Genomic DNA, 18,256 nt, shown 5'->3' on the forward strand with positions numbered 1-18,256 from the left:
TTTCCAGCTTATTTTGTGAGCACTGGGCGCGCGTTGCGGTGCCTGAGCTGTCTGCGCCGAATGCCGGTGAGCGTGCGGGATAAACGCAGAAAGCGCCCTGGCGGGCGCTTTCTGTGTGTGCGATGGCATCAATGGCTGCGGGCACATCCGCGGTGTTGCATCAGCGTGCCTGCACCGACAACCGGTCGACGGCGCAGTACCGGCTGCTGGCTCAGGCGTTGCGGACCTTGCTCAGCAGCTGTGCGACCGGTGCCGCTATGCGCGAGGCGGCCTGCCGTGTCTGGCGTGCGTCGATCTTGAAGATCGCCACCGCATCGGTGAGCTGCACCGCCTGCTCTTCCATCGCGCGCGCGGCGGCAGTGGCTTCTTCCACCAGCGCAGCGTTCTGCTGGGTGGTTTCGTCCATATGCGTGATGGTCTGGTTGACCTGCTCGATGCCGGCCGACTGTTCCTGCGAGGCTGCAGAAATCTCGCCCATGATGTCGGTGACGCGTTGCACGCTGGCCACCACATCGCCCATGGTCTTGCCGGCGCTGTGCACCAGTGCCGAACCCTCGGCCACGCGTTGCACCGAGTCGTCGATGAGGTCCTTGATCTCCTTGGCGGCGCCGGAGGACCGCTGCGCGAGCGTGCGCACCTCCGAGGCCACCACGGCAAAGCCGCGGCCTTGTTCGCCGGCGCGCGCGGCTTCCACCGCTGCGTTCAAGGCCAGGATATTGGTCTGGAAGGCGATGCCGTCGATGACGCTGATGATGTCGGCAATCTTCCTGGACGAGGCTTCGATACCGGTCATGGTGTCCACCACCTTGCCGACCACGTCGCCACCTTGCGAGGCAACGCGTGCGGCGCCGATCGCCAGCTGGTTGGCCTCGCGGGCGCTTTCGGCATTCTGCTTGACGGTGGAGGTCAGCTCTTCCATCGATGCTGCGGTTTCTTCGAGGTTGGCTGCCTGCTGTTCGGTGCGCTGCGACAGGTCCTGGTTGCCGGCGGCGATTTCGCTGGCCGCGGAGTTGATCGACACGGCCGACTCCTGGATGTTGCCGACGATCTGCGCCAGCTGGCTGGCCGTGGTGTTGGCGTCATCGCGCATCTGTGCGAACACGCCGCGGAATTCGCCGCTCATGCGTGCGGTCAAGTCGCCGGCGGCGATGGACTGTAGCAACGACGACAGCGACTGCAGATTGCCGTCGGCCGTGGACATCAGGTGGTTGAGGCTTTCGACCATGATGCGGAAGTCGAACTGGAAGCGCTCGGCATCGCCGCGCGCGCTGAAGTCACCATTGGCGGCGGCCTGGGCGAGATGCTTGATCTCGTGGTTCATCGCCGACAGGTTGAGCTTGACCTGCGACATGGTGTCGCTGAAAACGGCCTTTTCGCCGGGCAGCGGCTGCATGTCTTCGGAGAGTTCGCCAACCGCATACCGGCCCATGATGCGCGCCAGATCGGTCTGCACTGCCACGTGCGAGGCAACCAGCAGGTTGGTGTCGTTGGCCATGCGCCCATAGTCGCCCGGGAATGCTGCCGCATCGATGCGGAAGCTGATCTGGCCGTTGTCGTGATGCCTGGCCATGTCGGTTTGCGCGGCGATCAGGTTACGTAGCTGCAGCTGCATCTTGTCCATGGCCTTGAGCAGACGGCCGGTTTCATCGTTGGCGTTGGTGTGCACATCGTTGTGCAGATTGCCGGCCGCGATCGCTTCTGCAGTGCGTGTGGCCTGGCTGAGCGGCTGGGTCAGGCTGCGTGTGATCAGCCACGCGAGCAGGCCGCTGATGACCAGTGCGGCAATGCCGCCGGTAGCCAGGGTGATCTTCCCTCGATGCATCGATGCAACCGCGGCCGCATAGGCATCCTTGCTGAGGCGGCGCTCCAGTGCAGCGTTCTCGCGGATCGCCGTCTGCTGCGCATCCATGGCCGCTGCGGCGTCGCCTTGCAGCAAGGCCTGCGCTTCCTGGTTCTGGTCGCGGAGGCCGTATTCGAGAATCTGGTTATTGAGCTTGACCGAGATGTCGCGCTTTTCCTGCACCAGGTCGAGCGCCTGTTTTTCAGGAACGCTGCTGGGCAGTGCGGCCAGGGCGTCGTGTGCCTGCTTGTAGCGTGCGCGGTTCTTCTCGATCATGTCCATCGCACGGCGATTGGCCGCGTCGCCAGCGACCATGACGATGTCGCGCAGGCCGATTGCCACGTTGGTGTTGGCGTCGAGCATTTCCGAGGACAGCTGGATCCTCTCCATGTTGCTGTTGACGATGGTGTCCAGTTCGAAACGCGCGTTGGACATGGTGACCAGGCCGGTGGCCACAAGCAGGCCCGACAATAGGATCAAGATGCCAAAGGCCATGCCCAAGCGGCGGCCGACATTGAGGCGTTGCAGATATGTATTCATGACCGCATCCAGGTAGTGCAACTGAGGGGCTCGATGAATGGGTCATCCACCAGAGCGTCTTGCCCCAGCTAGCGGCCGGATCGCGACGAGCTAAAGGCTCGTATTTGAAATTACTTATATTGAATTCATCGGATGGAAGAAATTTCCCGACAGCCGTCCGCAGCGGCCTGACATACGCGCAGAAATTGCTTGTTTATTGCGTTATGGCTGGATCGAAGCGTGCCAACGGCGGAACGATTTTCCGACGTTCTGGTGACAGGTGGCGATGCACCCAGGGCAAAGACGTTGCTGGGACAGGGTGCAATTCCTCCCGTGTCGCGATACCGGCAATGCGCTTGTCTTCAAGCAGCGGCGGCGCCATTGCTGCCGAGTGCTCAGGTGCTTGGATCGGCCGTGATGCGGTGCGACAAGCCCACGTTGCCGCGAGCGATTTGCGGGCCCGCACGTGCTGGCTGCTCTGCCGGCAACGCCCATCGCGCGTGAGGCATCACGCGCGTGACGGCACTGTGGGTCTTGCGCTCAACCTTCCAGTGCAGCGAGCACCTCTGCATGCAGCTGCTCGGCGCCGCTTTCGGTATTGAAGCGTGCAAAGATTTCCTCGCCGGAGAGCAGGCCGACCCGGACCGAGTGGCAATACGAGCCGAAGTTTTCGCCTGCATTGAAAGGGTCGCTGATGACGGAGATATGGTTGAGGCGGACCCGGGTGGTGCCGAACTTGATGAACATCTGCAATCTCCTGTGTGAGCGCCCAGTTTCCCATGTTGTCGGGCGGTGCAGAAGCCGGCCTCACGCATCCATCGACCCAGCACGTACACTGCCGTGCCCTGAAACCGAGCTCGCCCGATGTCCGATCCGATCCGTCTCGACAAATGCGTGGCCGCGCTGTTCGGCTGCTCGCGTGGCGAGGCGCAGCAATACATCGAAGGCGGCTGGGTCAGTGTGGACGGGGCCGTGGTCGAAGAGCCGCAAGCCTTGGCCACTGCAGCGCAGGTGACGCTGGCGGAAGACGCCGTGCTCGCAGCTGCCGAGCCTGCCACGCTGCTGCTGCACAAACCGGCAGGCATGAGTGCCGAAGCTGCGCTGGCACTGGCCACGCCGGCAACGCGCAGCGCACTGGACCAGCTCGAAATGCGGGTGCTGAAGCGGCACTTCCTGCGCTTGAACGCGCTGCTGCCGCTGGAGGACGAGGCGAGCGGCTTGCTGGTGCTGAGCCAGGACGGCCGCGTGCTGCGCAGGCTCAGTGCCGATGCGACCTCGATCGAACAGGAATTCCTGGTGGAGGTGCGCGGTGAGCTGCGCCCGTATGGCATGGCGCGGCTTGCGCATGGTCTGGTGTATCAGCAGCGCAGCCTGTCGCCGTGCAAGGTGAGCTGGCAGAACGAGGAGCGCCTGCGGTTCGCGATCAAGCATGTGCAACCCGGCCAGCTGCGTTACATGTGCGCTGAGGTGGGGCTGGAGGTGGTCAGCATCCGACGCCTGCGCGTGGGCCGTGTATCGCTGGGCAAGCTGGCCATTGGTGAGTGGCGCTATCTGCCGACAGGCGAGCGGTTTTGATCGGCGTCGGTTTTTTCTGCGCGCCTAGTCGCAACGCGGTCGTGTGCAGATGCTGCTGACACGTGCTGGTGACACGGCACATGCATCAAATTCCGCGCAGCCTCAACGCAGCGATGTCGCTGCGGGGCCTCGCTTTCCAGACAGCGTTAGCACTGCTGCGCTGTCACGCGGGAAGTAGTGGGTGTTAGCCGTGCCAGGCAGAGTCCGGCCTGGACCGGCGCCCGATATCAGCAACTCAGGGTAAGTGCGCATCGAGCGCGGGATATGTCGCATCCCGATGTCTGGCGCGCTTCCTGTGTTGCTTACTTCTTGTTGCGCTTCTTCTTGGCGCGGGTCACCAGCCAGAACACCACGGCAATCACGCCGATAACCAGAATAACGAAGGCCGGTGACAGAAACGAATTGTCGCCCATGGGAATTTCCTGAAAGTCTTCGCAGCCAAGTGCTGCACTGACATCAGCCTAGCGAGCGGCCTGCTTGATGGCGTGAAATACACTGCATTCGTCCCTGGCAGCAGCGGTGCATCGCCATCCGCGCAAGAGCACGCTACAGCTGCGAGTGCGGTTGCTGGGCATCTGGCTGCCGGCGCTGCCGTGGAGATACCGGCGCAATGATGCTGTGCTGGCGGTAACCGCAAACCGATAAGTCTCAAGCCACAAGCGCATGGGCAGCAGCGTTTGGAGATCGCTGTGCAGGTGATCAATTTAATGCGCATGCAACGCCGGCGCTTGAGCTCAGCCACGATAAGCATCAGCACAATCGAGCTGCAGGACAGATCGAGCTGCAGGTTGGAGCTCGTGACGTTGGAGCTCGGACACAGGGCTGGCGTGTCACCGAGCAGTTCGACTGCAAACCCAAGTGAGCCGTCTGCGCCTGCGCGAATGACTCTTTGTCCGAGTAAAGCGCGCGCAGCCAGGCTGATGGACGAACAACTCACCACGATGTGGGAGCCGCTTGCCCGGTGCCGGTAATGTCCCGGCAGGGGCGTGCTCAGCGCCCCGCGAGTTGAGCGGCCCAACAGGCCTCGCGTCCGGTGGCTGCAGTCTAAATGAGGTGTACATCACGTAAATCGGGGCCGCGCCGACAGCTTGTCGGGTCATCCCCGACAAGTGTCGTGCCGTCCGGCTGCACCCGCACCCGGGCGCAGCCTTGTCAGGTCACGGGAAGCTCGCGCTGCAGCGGAAGCCGGCGCAATCGATCTGCACCGTACTGCCGCCAGTGCAACTGGCGGTGAAGCGCGTGGCGCTGCGCGCCTGCACCGCGCCGCAACTCAGGCCAGTGCTGATGCCCTGCGCGCGCGTCATGGCCGATTCGGTGGACATCGCCGGGCCTGCAGGTGCAACGGTGGCTGCGGCGTTGCCGGCTGGTGCTGCTGCGCTGGCCGGTGCAGGCGGGGCGACATCGCCTGCCAGCGGCAGCGTGACCGCTCCGCCGGGCGAATTGCCGCGGCTGGAATCGATTGCTGCGACAGCGCGCCCTTGTGCCTTGTCGCCCTGCAACGGTTGGCCGCGGTCCTCGCGGTGGCGGTCGAAGCTCAGCGTCTGTCCGAATACCAGCTGGATCCAGCTCGGGTAGGTGTAGCCGGTACCTTTGCTGTGGTCGACGATGGCGCCGATCGCGCCGCCGATCAGGATGTTGCCCCAGATCCCGATGTTGGCGCGCGAGATGGAGCGGCCGGCGGCATCGCGCTGACCGGGCAGCACGCAGCTGACCTCCAGATCGCGCGAGGACCGATGTACCTGCACGGTCTGCCCAGACTTCAGGGTGAACCGGCCCTTGTCGTTGCTGAGCGCGCAGTCGGCGCCAGCGATGACGTGCCCGTCGGCGGTCTTGGTATCCACACGGATGGGCTGGGTCGCGTCGTTCATGACCGTCGCGCAACCGCTCAACGCAGCCATGGCAATGGCTGCGGTCACTAGGTGTTTCATGTTGTCCCCTGGCGTAAGACATGGTCGGGCCAGGTGGGCATGGCGCCGCGTCCCTGGCACAACCGTGTCGTGATCAATCCCCGTTGCCGACGCATCGCGCCGGCCGCCACTTCATACCGGGATTATGGGTCGCCGTCCAGTCGCGACCGTCTGCGTCATGCAACCGGGGTGGAGAGCACCCGGTGCTTGGCCATCACGCTGCGGATCGCGCTCAACAACTGCTCAGGGGTATAGGGTTTCTCGAGGAAGGCCACGCCGTCCGGCAGGATCTCTTCCACATATTCGACCGCCAGGCCGGAGGTCAGCAGCACGGGCAGGTTGTAGGGCGCGTGCGCCGTCTTGAGGGCCAGGTCCACGCCGGTCAGGCCGCCTGGGAAATGGATGTCGGAAAACAGCACATCCACGCGTGGGTCGCTTTCGATCAGGGCCAGCGCTTCTTCGACCGAGCCTGCGCTACGGCAGGTAAAACCATAGCTTTCCAGCACAAGGCAGCTGAGTTGTCGGGTGCCATCGCCATCTTCGACGACAAATACAACTGGCCGTTCCTTGTTCTGTGACATGAGCACGTCTCGTAAGGCAGGCCACATTCTCAGCGATGCGGCAGTGAACCCTCTGTCAACGCAGACGGAGCCGTACGGTTACCAGCCAAACGGGCCGGGGCCATAGCCGCCGGGGCCGTAGCGCGGCCCGAACAGTGCGCCTTCGCCGCGTCCGACGCTGATGCTGACGCCGATCTGGTGCGCCTTGCCGTCGTCGTCGTAATAGGTCTTGCAGGAATTCAGGTTGACGGCCTGCCAGTTGCTGTTGCCGCCGCGGTTGGAATAGCCCATGCCGGTTTCGACCGCGCCATGTAGCTTGCCCTGGCACTGCTCGGCGCGTTCGGCGGCAAGCGAGGCCGCGCTGGGGCGGCTCAGCGCAGGCTTGGGGCCGCTCTTGTCGCCGTAGAAGGTGCCCGGCGGGTCGGTGCTGTATTCCGGGTCGGAGCGGTACTGCACCGGGGCTTGCGGAACGCTCAGGTCCAGCGACCGCGCCGACCCCGGCTCGGCACTGCTCTCGCCGGCCTGGGCAAGCGCGCTGCCGGCGGCAAACAGAGTGGCCAGGACAAGCAGGCTGCGTTTCATGGGTGGACTCTACTCAAGAGGGACTGACAGCGCGTGCCAGATCGCCTTGTGAAACTAGCAATGGCTGATTGAATGCGCGCTGTCGATTCTGCGGATTTTTGTGCCAGCGCCGCCACCGCGATGACACATGCCGTTGCATCAGCCCTGCTCGCGCACGATCTCGATCAGTTGCGCGCCATAGCGGGCCAGTTTGCCGCCACCGATACCACCGACGCGCGACAGTGCATCGATGCTGGTCGGCCGCTGTTCGGCGATATTGCGCAGCGTGCTGTCGTGGAAAATCACGAAGGCCGGCACGTTCTGCTCCTTGGCCAGCTCCGCGCGCAGGCCGCGCAAGGCATTGAACAGCACCAGATCCTGCGGCTGCACCGGCAGGCCGGTCCGCTGCGCGCTGCGCTCGCGCCCGGCAGCCGGGTTCTCGCGCCGCATCATCACCTGGCGCTCGCCCTTGAGCACCTGGCGGCTGGCATCGGTCAGGCGCAGCCCGCCGTGGCCCTCGCTGTCGACCTCCAGCAGGCTGGCCGCCACCAGCTGGCGGAACACTCCGCGCCAGGTGCGCTCGTCCAGGTCGCGGCCGATGCCGTAGGTACTCAGCTGGTCGTGGCCGAGCTGCTTGATGCGCTCGTTCTCGCTGCCGCGCAGGATGTCGATCAGGTGGCCCACACCGAAGCGCTGCCCGCTGCGGTACACGCAACTGAGCGCCTTCTGCGAGGCTACCGTGGCGTCCCAGGCGGCAGCAGGCGTCAGGCAGTTGTCGCAGTTGCCGCAGGGCTTGGGATAGGTCTCGCCGAAGCCGGCCAGCAGCACCTGGCGGCGGCATTGCATCGATTCGCAGTAGCCGAGCAGGTGATCAAGCTTGGCGCGCTCCAGCCGCTTGCGCTCCTCGGCCGCTTCGCCCTGTTCGATCATCTGCTTGAGCAGCACCACATCGCCCAGGCCATAGCAGAGCCAGGCCTCGGCGGGGTCTCCATCGCGGCCGGCGCGGCCGGTTTCCTGGTAGTAGCCTTCCAGCGATTTGGGCAGGTCCACATGCGCCACGAAGCGCACGTCCGGCTTGTCGATACCCATGCCGAAGGCGATCGTGGCGGCCATGATGATGCCGTCCTCGCGCAGGAAGCGGCGCTGGTTTTCCGCGCGCACCTCGGCGGGCAGGCCGGCGTGGTAGGGCAGGGCATTGAATCCCTGCGAGCACAGATACTGCGCGGTCTCCTCGACCTTGCGCCGCGACATCGCATAGACGATGCCGGCAGAGCCGCGGTGGCGGCCCAGGAACTCCTGCAGCTGCTTGCGCGCGTTGTCCTTCTGCACCACGGTGTAACGGATGTTGGGGCGGTCGAAGGAGCTGACGAAGTGACGCGCGTCGACCAGGTCCAGGCGTTCGGCGATCTCGCGCTGGGTCGGCGGATCGGCGGTGGCGGTCAGCGCCATGCGCGGGATATGCGGCCAGCGTTCGTGCAGCACCGTGAGCTGGCGGTATTCGGGGCGGAAATCGTGACCCCATTGCGAGACGCAATGCGCCTCGTCGATGGCGAACAGCGCGATGCGGCTGCGTTCCAGCAAAGACAGGAAGCGCGGGTTCAGCAGGCGCTCCGGGGCGACGTAGAGCAGGTCCAGGTCGCCCGACAGCAGGGCACGTTCGACCCGCTGGGCGTTCTCCGCGTCCAGCGTGGAGTTGAGGAATTCGGCGCGCACGCCGAGCTGGCGCAAGGCCTCGACCTGGTCCTGCATCAGCGCGATCAGCGGCGAGACCACAATGCCGATGCCGTCGCGCAACAGCGCCGGCACTTGATAGCACAGCGACTTGCCACCACCGGTGGGCATCAGCACCAGGGCATCGTTACCCGCAGCGACGTGTTCGACAATGGCTTGCTGTGGGCCGCGGAAGTCGTCGTAACCGAAGACGCGGCTGAGCAGTTCGTGGGCGGGGGAAGACATCCGCTTAGGATACCGCGCGGGTCAAGCCCTGGTCGGTGTCAGGCTGGCGGTGTTGCGCAATGGTGCGTCGGGGATTGCCGCGATGTGGCGGGTGCGCCCACGAGTGCTGATGCGGACGTTGCTTGGTAGGGGGCGTGCGGCGTGGAAAATGGCCGGTGGCCGAGCGTTGCCTGAGGCGACTGGAGCTTCGCTCCGTACCCTCACCCCAAGCCCCTCTCCGCGCCCCGGCCCGCGCTTGCGGCGCGGGCGCTCCAAGGCACGCGCGCCCATGGCGCTCCAGCAGTGCCTCCTCGTCCCGAGGGGAGAGGGGCTCTGTGTCTAGCTTATGGAGCAGGAGCCCAAGGTTTCGGCGCAGCGAAACCTTGGGTAAACCCGCAGGGGTGAAGCCCAGGGGATTACTGCAGCAGCGAACGCAGCATCCAGGCGTACTTCTCGTGGGTCTGCAGGCGCTGGGTCAGCAGGTCCACGGTCGGATCGTCGCCGGCGTCGTCGGCGGTACCCAGCACCTTGCGTGCGGTGCGGCAGACCGCCTCGTTGCCGCTGACCAGCTGGCGCACCATTTCACGCCAGTCGGCGCTGTCGCTCAGCCCCTGTTCTTCCGGGATCGAGGTCAGGGCGACGAACTCGCTGTAGGAGCCCGGTGCGTTGTAGCCCAGCGCGCGGATGCGCTCGGCCACTTCGTCCAGCGCGGCCCACTGCTCGGTGTACTGGGTCTCGAACATGGTGTGCAGCGAGTTGAACATCGACCCGGTGACATTCCAGTGGAAGTTGTGGGTCTTCAGATACAAGGTGAAGGCGTCAGCCATGTAGCGGGCCAGACCGTCGGAGATCTGCTTGCGATCGCCGTCCTTGATCCCGATATCGATGTGTGGCGCCGATGCTGCGGCGACCGGCAGTGCACCCGCTGCTTCATTGATGACGACGGGCTTGTTGGCGTTCTTTTTCTTGGACATGGGAATGGTCCTCCTGAGGAACCTGATATCGGGTCACAATAGACAGGCTAAAGGATCTGTTGTCATTCAATCTTTCACATTTTTCCATCAATGAGCGCTATCGACACCGACCTTGCCAACACCTTGCGTGAGCGCCGCCGCGCCGTCGATGGCGCGATGAGCCGCGACCGGGGCCGGCTGCTCGGTCTATGGTCGCGCTGGCAAGGCAAGCCCGGCAACCCGCAGGTGCGCGCGGCGTTCGAGCAGGCGCTGGCGGCGTCGCAGGCGCAACGCCAGGCGCGCGCCGAGCAGCAGCCGGCCATCACGCTGGATCAGCAACTGCCGATCGCGCGCGAGGCCGAGCGCATCATCGCGCTGATCCGTGACCATCAAGTGGTTGTCATCGCCGGCGAAACCGGCTCGGGCAAGACCACCCAGCTGCCCAAGCTGTGTCTGGCGGCCGGGCGCGGTGCGGCCGGCATGATCGGCTGCACCCAGCCACGCCGGATCGCCGCGCGCGCGGTGGCGGCGCGGGTGGCCGAGGAGCTGAAGACGCCGTTGGGCACCACGGTGGGCTTCCAGGTGCGCTTCACCGACCGGGTCGGCGAGCAGTCGCGGATCAAGTTCATGACCGACGGCATTCTGCTGGCCGAGATCGCCAGCGACCGCTGGTTGTCGGCCTACGACACCATCATCGTGGACGAAGCGCACGAACGCAGCCTCAACATCGATTTTTTGCTCGGCTATCTCAAGCAGTTGCTGCAAAAACGCTCCGATCTCAAGTTGATCGTCACCTCGGCCACCATCGATACCGAGCGCTTCGCCCAGCATTTCGACAATGCGCCGGTGATCAATGTGGAAGGCCGCACCTTCCCGGTCGAAGTGCGTTACCGGCCACTCGAAGGCGAGGCTGGCGGGGCCGACGACACTGGCGACGGCGAGCGTGGCAATGGCCGCGATGGCGAACGCACCGTCAACGATGCGATCGTGGCGGCGATCGACGAGATCACCCGCATCGATCCGCGTGGCGATGTGCTGATGTTCCTGCCCGGCGAGCGCGAGATCCGCGATGCGCACCAGTCGCTGGAACGGCGCAAGTACCGCGAAACCGAAGTGGTGCCGCTGTACGCGCGTCTGTCTGCGGCCGACCAGGACCGCGTGTTCAACCCAGGGCCGCGTCGGCGCCTGGTGCTGGCCACCAATGTGGCCGAGACCTCGCTGACGGTGCCGCGCATCCGTTACGTGGTGGACCCGGGTTTTGCGCGGATCAAGCGCTACAGCCCGCGCCAGAAGCTGGACCGCCTGCATATCGAGCCGATCTCGCAGGCCAGCGCCAACCAGCGCATGGGCCGCTGCGGGCGCATTGCTGAGGGCATCTGTTACCGCCTGTATGCCGAAGCGGACTTTGCCGCGCGGCCGGCATTCACCGATCCGGAAATCCGCCGCTCGTCGCTGTCGGGCGTGATCCTGCGCATGCTGCAACTGGGGCTGGGGCGGATCGAGGATTTCCCGTTCCTGGAAGCGCCTGACGAGCGCGCGGTCGCCGATGGCTGGCAGCAGCTGCTGGAGCTGGGCGCGATCGACGGCAACCGCCGCCTGACCGCGACCGGCCGCCAGATGGCGCGCCTGCCGGTGGACGTCAAGCTGGCGCGCATGCTGGTGGCTGCGCAACAGCACGGCTGCCTGCGCGAGATGATCATCATCGCCGCCTTCCTGGGCATCCAGGATCCGCGCGAGCGTCCGCCCGAGGCACGCGAAGCGGCCGACAACGCGCATGCGTTGTTTGCCGATGCACGCTCGGAATTCGTCGGCATCCTGCGCTTGTGGGAGGCCTACCGACAGGTGCACGAAGATCTCACCCAGTCCAAGCTGCGCGACTGGTGCAACCGGCATTTTCTCGGCTTCCTGCGCATGCGCGAATGGCGCGAGCTGCATCGGCAGCTGCGCCTGTTGTGCGAAGAGCTGGGTTGGAGCGAAGAGCCGGCCACCGCGATGCTGGCACCATTGCTGGCCGGTGCCAGCGCGCCTGCGCGCGAGGATGGGCACAACGCCAACCGGCCCACGCGCGGGCAGTTGCATCGCGCTGCGCGGCTGGCGCGCGAAGGCAAACCGGATCCGAACGCGCCACCTGCACAACACACCTCTGCCGCTGCCGCCAGGCAGGCCGAAGCGGCCGAAGCCACGGCACGCACCAGCGAGCGAGAACGTGCAGCGGCGTATCAGGCCCTGCACCGCGCGCTGCTGGCCGGCCTGCCCACGCAGATCGGTCATCGCACCGAAAAAGGCGACTTTCTCGCCGCGCGGCAACGCCGGTTCGTGCCGTTCCCCGGCTCGGCACTGGCACGCAAGCCGCCGCCGTGGATTCTCGCGGCCACGCTGCTGGACACGCAAAAAGTCTGGGGCATGACCAATGCCGCGATCGAGCCTGACTGGGCGATCGCCGAGCTGGGACATCTGCTGGCACGCAAGCACTTCGACCCGCATTGGTCGCGTGCGCAGGGGCAGGTGGTGGCGTCCGAACAGATCAGCCTGTTCGGCCTGGTGCTGGCACCGAAGAAGCCGGTCCATTTCGGCAAGATCGATCCGGCCGGCGCGCATGACCTGTTCGTGCGCCAGGGCCTGGTCACGGGCGAGATCAATACGCGTGCGGCGTTCATCGCCGACAACCTCAAGGTGCTGGAACAGGCGCGCGAAGAAGAAGCCAAGCTGCGCCGGGCCGGCATCGTGGCCGACGAGGACTGGCAGGCGCGCTGGTATCTGGACCGCATCCCGGCCGAACTGCATTCGGCCAGCGGGCTGGATGCGTGGTGGAAAACCCTGCCGCCGGACAAGCGCCGCAGCCTGCACTGGACATTGAACGATCTGTTGCCGGGCGAAGGCAGCGAGGCCGATCGTTTCCCGAAGTATTTCCCGCTGGGCGATGCGCGGTTGCCACTGCATTACCGCTTCGAGCCGGGCGCCATCGATGACGGCGTGACGCTGGACGTGCCGCTGCACCTGCTCAACGCGCTGGATCTGGCGCGGCTGTCGTGGCTGGCGCCGGGCTTCGTTGCCGACAAGGCATCGGCCTTGATTCGCAGCCTGCCCAAGGCGCAGCGGCGCAATTATGTGCCGGCCCCGGATTTCGGGCGCGCGTTCTACGAGGCCTACAGCATCGCCTCGGCCGACGACATCCGCGGCGAGCTGGCGCGCTTTCTGACCAAGACCACCGGTACGCAGGTGGCGGCGCTGGATTTCGACGAAGAGTCGCTGGACACGCATCTGCTGATGAACCTGCGCCTGCGCGATGACGACGGCAAGGTGCTGGCCGAGTCGCGCGATCTGGACGGATTGCGCGCCCGCTTTGGCGAGCGTGCCGGCCAGGCCTTCGCCGCGCGTGCAGGGCGCGCGCTGGCTGCCGAGGGCTTGCGTGATTTTCCGTCCACGCCGATTCCCGAACAGGTTGCCGGCGAAGCCGGCGTGCCGGCCTATCCGGCGCTGGTGGATCAGGGCGACGACGCGGCGTTGCGCATCTTTGCCGACCGCAACGAGGCGGCGCAGGCGCATCCGCGCGGCGTGCGCCGGCTGCTGGAAATCGCGCTGGCCGATAAGATCAAGCAGGCGCGCAAGCAGTTGCCGGTGTCGCCCAAGACCGGCCTGCTGTACGCGGCGATCGAATCGCAGGAGCGCCTGCGCGGCGATCTGGTCGATGCCGCGCTCAACGCGGTGCTGGCCGATGGTCTGGGCGCGATCCGCGACCCCGGTGCCTTTGCCCAGCGCCGCGATGAGGCGATCAAGCGCCTGTTCGGCGAGGCGATGGAACGGCTGAAGCTGGCCGAAAGCATTCTCGCTGCGGTGGCCGAGCTCAAGCCCCTGCTGGAAGCGCCGTTGATGGGCTGGGCGCGCGGCAACCTGGACGATATGGAGCAGCAGCTGCGTGCGCTGGTGCACGCCGGCTTCCTGCGCGAAACACCGGCTGAGGCGCTGGCCAATTACCCGCGCTATCTCAAGGCGATGATCCTGCGGACCGAGCGCGCCAAACGCGATCCGGCCCGCGACCAGGCGCGCATGCTCGAACTCAAGCCGTTCGTGGACGCATTGGACCAAGCGGCTGCGCGTGGTCTGCAGCAACGTGATGAATGGCAGTCGCTACGCTGGGACCTGGAGGAATTGCGCGTGTCGGTGTTTGCGCAGGAGCTGGGTGCCAAGTCGGGCGTGTCGGCGAAGAGGCTGTCACAGCGGGTGGCCGCGTTGCGCAACTGACTGGTGCCGGAGGCGCTGGTCCTGCCACCGACTGGTCACTCAGGCCAAGCGCTGCGCCTTGAGCGGTGAACGCGACCCAGCGCGCAGTGGTCAGCTGGGCGTGGGCGATGCCCGGAACCGGCGTGTACGCCCGGTACATGCCGGTTCCGGACATTGGCCGCACCGCCTGGCGGTGCGCGCCGTCCGGTTGCCAGCCGCTGTCAGAACTTCATGTGCAGGCTCGCCATGTAGCGGCGCCCGCTCCTGTAGCGGCCGGCCAGATGGTCGGTGTCGCCGAGATACTGCAGGTATTGCTCGTCCAGCAGGTTCTGCGCGTCGATCTGCAGCGACCAGTTCGGGCTGAACGCATAGCCGATGCTCGCGCCGAGTTCGGCGTAGTCATCCACGCTTGCCGGCGCGGCGCCGGCCACGTAACCGCCGGCCAGATAGCTGTCGCGCCAGTTGTAGGTCAGCCGTGCGTTGAGTGGGCCTTTTTCATAGTACGGGCTGACTGCAACGCTGTTGCGCGACTGGTAGGGCAGGGCATCGCCGGTGTTGTTTTCGCCATTGGCGTAGGTGTAGTTGGCAGTCAAACCAAAGCCGCTGTCGCCGAACGGCTGCTGGAACGCGATGTTGAAGCCCTTGACCTTGCCATCGCCGGCATTGCGTGGCCGCTGGATGCTGTAATCGCAATATCCATCGGCGCTGCAGCCGTTGCTGCCGAGCAACTGCGCCCAGCTCTGCGGCGCGGTATCGCGTAGCGCGTTGTACTGGCGCTCCACGCTGGCGCTGGTGTCGATGTAGTTGTCGATCTTCTTGTAGAACAGCGACCACGCCACCACCGACTGCTGCGCGAAGTAATACTCGGCCGACAGGTTGAAGTTCCAGGATTCGTACGGCGACAGCTCGGCATTGCCGCCGCTGCCGGTCAGCGTGGTGTCGTTGAGGAAGGTGTTGTTGACCATCTGGTTGTACGGTGCCCAGGCAATCACCTTGGCCGCGGCAAAGCGGAACACCCAATCGTCAGCGGCCTCGTAGGAGAGCGTGAGCGAGGGCAGCAGGAAATCCTCCTTGCGCGTGCGGGTCTGCCACAGGCTGTCGGCGTTCTGCAGTGTGGGCGTGCCGCTGTAGACGAAGCCGCTGCCCTCGGTTTTCGAATCGACATAACGCAGCCCGAGATTGCCGCGCAGGCCGCCGCCGGAGAAGTTCAACTGGGCATAGGCGGCGTTATTGGTCTGCTGCAGCGCCCAGGTGTTGTTGAGGTAGCTGGCCGGATCCGGCGCGCCGTAGTCGACCGGGCTGTTGCGGATCCAGTTCAGCACGTTGTTGCGGCCTGCCTGCACATGCCGGCCGTGGTCAGGGTAGAAATCCTGCAGATCGGTCAGCCCGATCGTGCCCACGTCGGCCAGCGTGCCCGGCGTCACGCCGCCATAGACGTTGAGTTCGAAGCGCTCCTCATGCTTGCCATGGCGCACGCCCAGCAGCAGTTGGTTGAACACGCTGTCGAACTGCAAATTCAGATCGAGTTGGCCGTAGGTGTCCTTGCTTTCGGTGGAAAAGATGCCGTTATTGCCGAACCAGCCGCCGGCCGAGCCCCAGTTGGCCGGATCGCGCGCGCGCGCCGGATCGTCGAAACGGATGCCGCGCCGCGTGTCCCAGCTGAAGCCGCCGTTGTAGAACGGCTCGATGAAATACTGCGACAGGTCCTTGTTCTCGGATCTGCTTTGGCCCACCTGCCCATTCAATCCCCAGCCATCGCCGCGGAATGCGCCGCGTAGGTCCAGGCCCTTGGTGGTGACTTCCGATTCGCGCACGTTGTTGTCGTAGATCACGGTGCCGCCGAGCGGGTCGGCATTGGCGCCGGAATGCCCGCTGGTCACCACGCCATTGCGCAGGCCGCCGAGTTGGTCCACTGCCGCCACCGTGCCGGCATTCCAGGTCAAAAAGCTGTACATCGACTGGTTGTAGTTGTCGAAGTTCTCGTTGATGTACAGGCCGCTGAGGTTGAATTCCAGCGCCTCGCTGGGCTTGAGCTGCAGGTTGACCACGGCGCTGTCGCGCTCGCGATCCTGCTGGAACCAGGCCGCGTTGATCGAGTTGGGCACGTCCGCATCGGCGGGCACGCTGCCTGCGGCATTGGCGAAGGTGCTGGCCGGCGCGTAGCCGAACACTTCCATGCCGCGGCGATCGACGCGTTCTTCGTAATGCTGCGCCGACACCGCAATGCCGAAGGTGTCGGCTGCGTTCTTCCAGCTATACAGCAGCGCCGCGTTCGGCTTGCCCTCGCTGGCCTGGGCGCTGTAGCTGTAGCCGATGGAGGCGGCCACCTCGTTGACGTCCAGGTCCAGCGGCTGCCGGGTGTGCATCAACACGGTGCCACCCAGGCTGCCTTCGGTCAGGCGCGCTTCGGAGGATTTGAGGATTTCCGCGCGGCCCAGGATCTGCGGCGCCAGCAAGGTGTAGTCGAATCCGCGGCTGGGTTGCTCGCCGTAGAGCCAGATCGCCTGCGCCACCGGATGGCCGTCCAGGAAGGACAGATTGAGGCTGGGGTCGGTGCCGTCGATGCTGACGCGCTCGCCCTGGCCAAAGCGCCGGTCCAGGGTGACGCCGGGAATCTGCGACAGCGCCTCGGCCACGTTGGTGCTTGGAAACTTGCCGATGTCTTCGGCGGTGATGGCTTCGGAAATGCCGGCGTTGTTGCGTTTGGTGTCGAGCGATTTTTCCAGGCTGGCACGGATGCCGACCACCTGCACGGCATCCAGATCGGTGGCCTGGTCGACCGCGTCCTGGGCTTGGGCGGCGAATGCCAGCGACAACGCGATCGCGCTGGACAGCAGGGTGGTGCTGTATTTCATGATGTCTCTCCTCATCACGCACGGGGATGGACGGCGGGCTGCTGCTCGCCGGATGCGGGGTCTTGCAGACGCGCGCTCGGGACCGAGCGCGTGGTGGATCGCTTACGTCAGGTCAGCGTGGTGTTGCAGATACCAGTTGGCCGCGCCGAGCACGCCCAGTTGCCCGTGCTCGACCAACTTGACCGGAATGCGCTCGAGCACCGCGCGCATGCGTCCCTTGGCCAGAAAACGCTCGCGAAAACGGCTGTTCTGCAGGAACGGCCCGATCGTCGGCAAAAAGCCGCCGGCCAGATAGATACCGCCGGCGGCGCCATAGGCCAGCGCCATGTCGCCGACCGCGCTGCCCAGGATGGCGCAGAAGACCTGCAGGCAATCGCGTGCCAATGCATCGTCTTCGTGCAGCGCGGCATGCGTGATTGCGGCCGGCAGCCGATGGCGGGGCGTGGCGCCCTGCAGTTCGCACAGGGCGTTGTACAGATGCAGCAGGCCGGGCCCGGACAGCACATGTTCCAGCGGCAGATAGCGCTCGCCACGCAGCAGGATCCGCAGCACCTGCAGTTCCATCTCGTCGTTGCTGGCCAGGGCAACCTGGCCGGCCTCGGTGGCGAGCACGATCGCCCGCGGCCTGGCATCGATCCAGACCGCCGCACCCAGCCCGGTGCCGGGGCCGACCACCAGGATGGGGCCGCTGGCGCGCGCATGCCGCGGCGTCGGCCCACTCAGTTGCAGCGCGGCACGTTGTTCCATCAGCGGTGCGGCGTAGGCCACCGCTTCGAAATCGTTGACCAGGTGCACGCTGGGCACGGCGAGCGCGGCGCGAATGCGGCCAGGCGAAATCGTCCACGGCAGGTTGTTGCTGATGAAGCTGCCATCGTCCAGCGCCACCCCGGCACTGGCGATCACCACCGCCTCGACGTCGCGCGGTGGCTGCAGGAAGTCGGCAAGGATGGCGTCCAGACTGGCGTGTTCGGCGCAGCGGTAGGTGCGGTAATGCGACAACTCGGTCGCAGCAGTACCTGCCCGCGCGATGTGGCCGATCCGCACATGCGTGCCACCCACATCGGCCGCGATGAAACCGGTGGCAACCGGTGCGGTGGGCAAGCCAGAAGCGAGAGCAGAACGCGAAGTCGCAGCCACGTGCAGTCCTTTGGAGTCGTCCGAGCGGCCAATGCGATCGGCGAGTAGCGGCCTGTGTAGGAGTTGGTGACAACGATGTCAATGGTTCAGTCGGGTTGGATCGATCTTGCTGGCGGACTCAAGTGCAAAATTTCCCATTTCAGGGCTGTCTGCATGGGCGTGATTGCGCAGTACGGGAGAATGCGCACGCGCC

Annotated in this window: 11 protein-coding genes and 1 other RNA gene; 2 read left to right on the forward strand and 10 right to left on the reverse strand. The window is 65.4% G+C overall.

Features of this window, described 5'->3' with window-relative positions; translation table 11 throughout:
- Positions 1-211: 211 nt before the first annotated feature.
- Both AC1KVE_RS00715 and AC1KVE_RS00720 read right to left on the reverse strand, forming a co-directional pair.
- Positions 212-2,380 (reverse strand): methyl-accepting chemotaxis protein, encoded by a 2,169-nt coding sequence (locus AC1KVE_RS00715; protein WP_104568943.1) that lies wholly within the window; start codon positions 2,378-2,380, stop codon positions 212-214.
- A gap of 519 nt (positions 2,381-2,899) precedes the next feature.
- The gene (locus AC1KVE_RS00720; protein WP_016904346.1) at positions 2,900-3,106 is read right to left on the reverse strand and encodes a hypothetical protein; all 207 of its coding nucleotides are present in this window, start codon (positions 3,104-3,106) and stop codon (positions 2,900-2,902) included.
- Between the two features lie 117 nt (positions 3,107-3,223).
- Between AC1KVE_RS00720 and AC1KVE_RS00725 the strand changes: the two genes are divergently transcribed.
- Positions 3,224-3,934 carry an rRNA pseudouridine synthase gene (locus tag AC1KVE_RS00725; protein ID WP_104576444.1) on the forward strand — a complete coding sequence of 237 codons (711 nt, stop codon included), beginning with the start codon at positions 3,224-3,226 and terminating at the stop codon, positions 3,932-3,934.
- Between the two features lie 1,157 nt (positions 3,935-5,091).
- Here the strand turns inward: AC1KVE_RS00725 and AC1KVE_RS00730 are convergent.
- The 5 genes from AC1KVE_RS00730 to AC1KVE_RS00750 all read right to left on the reverse strand — a co-directional run bounded on the left by AC1KVE_RS00730 (position 5,092) and on the right by AC1KVE_RS00750 (position 9,871).
- On the reverse strand, positions 5,092-5,862 hold the full coding sequence (locus AC1KVE_RS00730) for a hypothetical protein (protein ID WP_456362947.1): 771 nt from the start codon (positions 5,860-5,862) through the stop codon (positions 5,092-5,094).
- 155 nt (positions 5,863-6,017) lie between these two features.
- Positions 6,018-6,422, reverse strand: a complete 405-nt coding sequence (locus AC1KVE_RS00735) for a response regulator (protein ID WP_024939936.1) — start codon at positions 6,420-6,422, stop codon at positions 6,018-6,020.
- A 78-nt stretch (positions 6,423-6,500) separates the two neighbouring features.
- Complete coding sequence (locus AC1KVE_RS00740) at positions 6,501-6,983, reverse strand: hypothetical protein (RefSeq protein WP_046343838.1); 483 nt, start codon at positions 6,981-6,983, stop codon at positions 6,501-6,503.
- A 138-nt stretch (positions 6,984-7,121) separates the two neighbouring features.
- Positions 7,122-8,918 (reverse strand): DNA helicase RecQ, encoded by a 1,797-nt coding sequence (gene recQ / locus AC1KVE_RS00745; RefSeq protein ID WP_039519542.1) that lies wholly within the window; start codon positions 8,916-8,918, stop codon positions 7,122-7,124.
- A 395-nt stretch (positions 8,919-9,313) separates the two neighbouring features.
- Positions 9,314-9,871: a Dps family protein gene (locus AC1KVE_RS00750; RefSeq protein ID WP_024939933.1), complete on the reverse strand. Its 558-nt coding sequence runs from the start codon at positions 9,869-9,871 to the stop codon at positions 9,314-9,316.
- Positions 9,872-9,961: 90 nt separating this feature from the next.
- On the opposite strand from AC1KVE_RS00750, the gene hrpA reads away from it, so the two are divergent.
- On the forward strand, positions 9,962-14,092 hold the full coding sequence (hrpA, locus tag AC1KVE_RS00755) for an ATP-dependent RNA helicase HrpA (protein WP_481092029.1): 4,131 nt from the start codon (positions 9,962-9,964) through the stop codon (positions 14,090-14,092).
- A gap of 64 nt (positions 14,093-14,156) precedes the next feature.
- On the opposite strand, the gene AC1KVE_RS00760 is transcribed toward hrpA, so the two are convergent.
- From AC1KVE_RS00760 to AC1KVE_RS00770, 3 genes are all read right to left on the reverse strand, one after another.
- Positions 14,157-14,231: non-coding RNA, sX9 sRNA (locus tag AC1KVE_RS00760), on the reverse strand.
- Positions 14,232-14,292: 61 nt separating this feature from the next.
- Complete coding sequence (locus AC1KVE_RS00765) at positions 14,293-16,926, reverse strand: TonB-dependent receptor (RefSeq protein WP_481092028.1); 2,634 nt, start codon at positions 16,924-16,926, stop codon at positions 14,293-14,295.
- A 102-nt stretch (positions 16,927-17,028) separates the two neighbouring features.
- The gene (locus AC1KVE_RS00770; protein WP_184608787.1) at positions 17,029-18,063 is read right to left on the reverse strand and encodes a glucokinase family protein; all 1,035 of its coding nucleotides are present in this window, start codon (positions 18,061-18,063) and stop codon (positions 17,029-17,031) included.
- Positions 18,064-18,256: the final 193 nt, after the last annotated feature.

The sequence above is a fragment of the Xanthomonas sp. NCPPB 2864 genome (assembly GCF_056675615.1).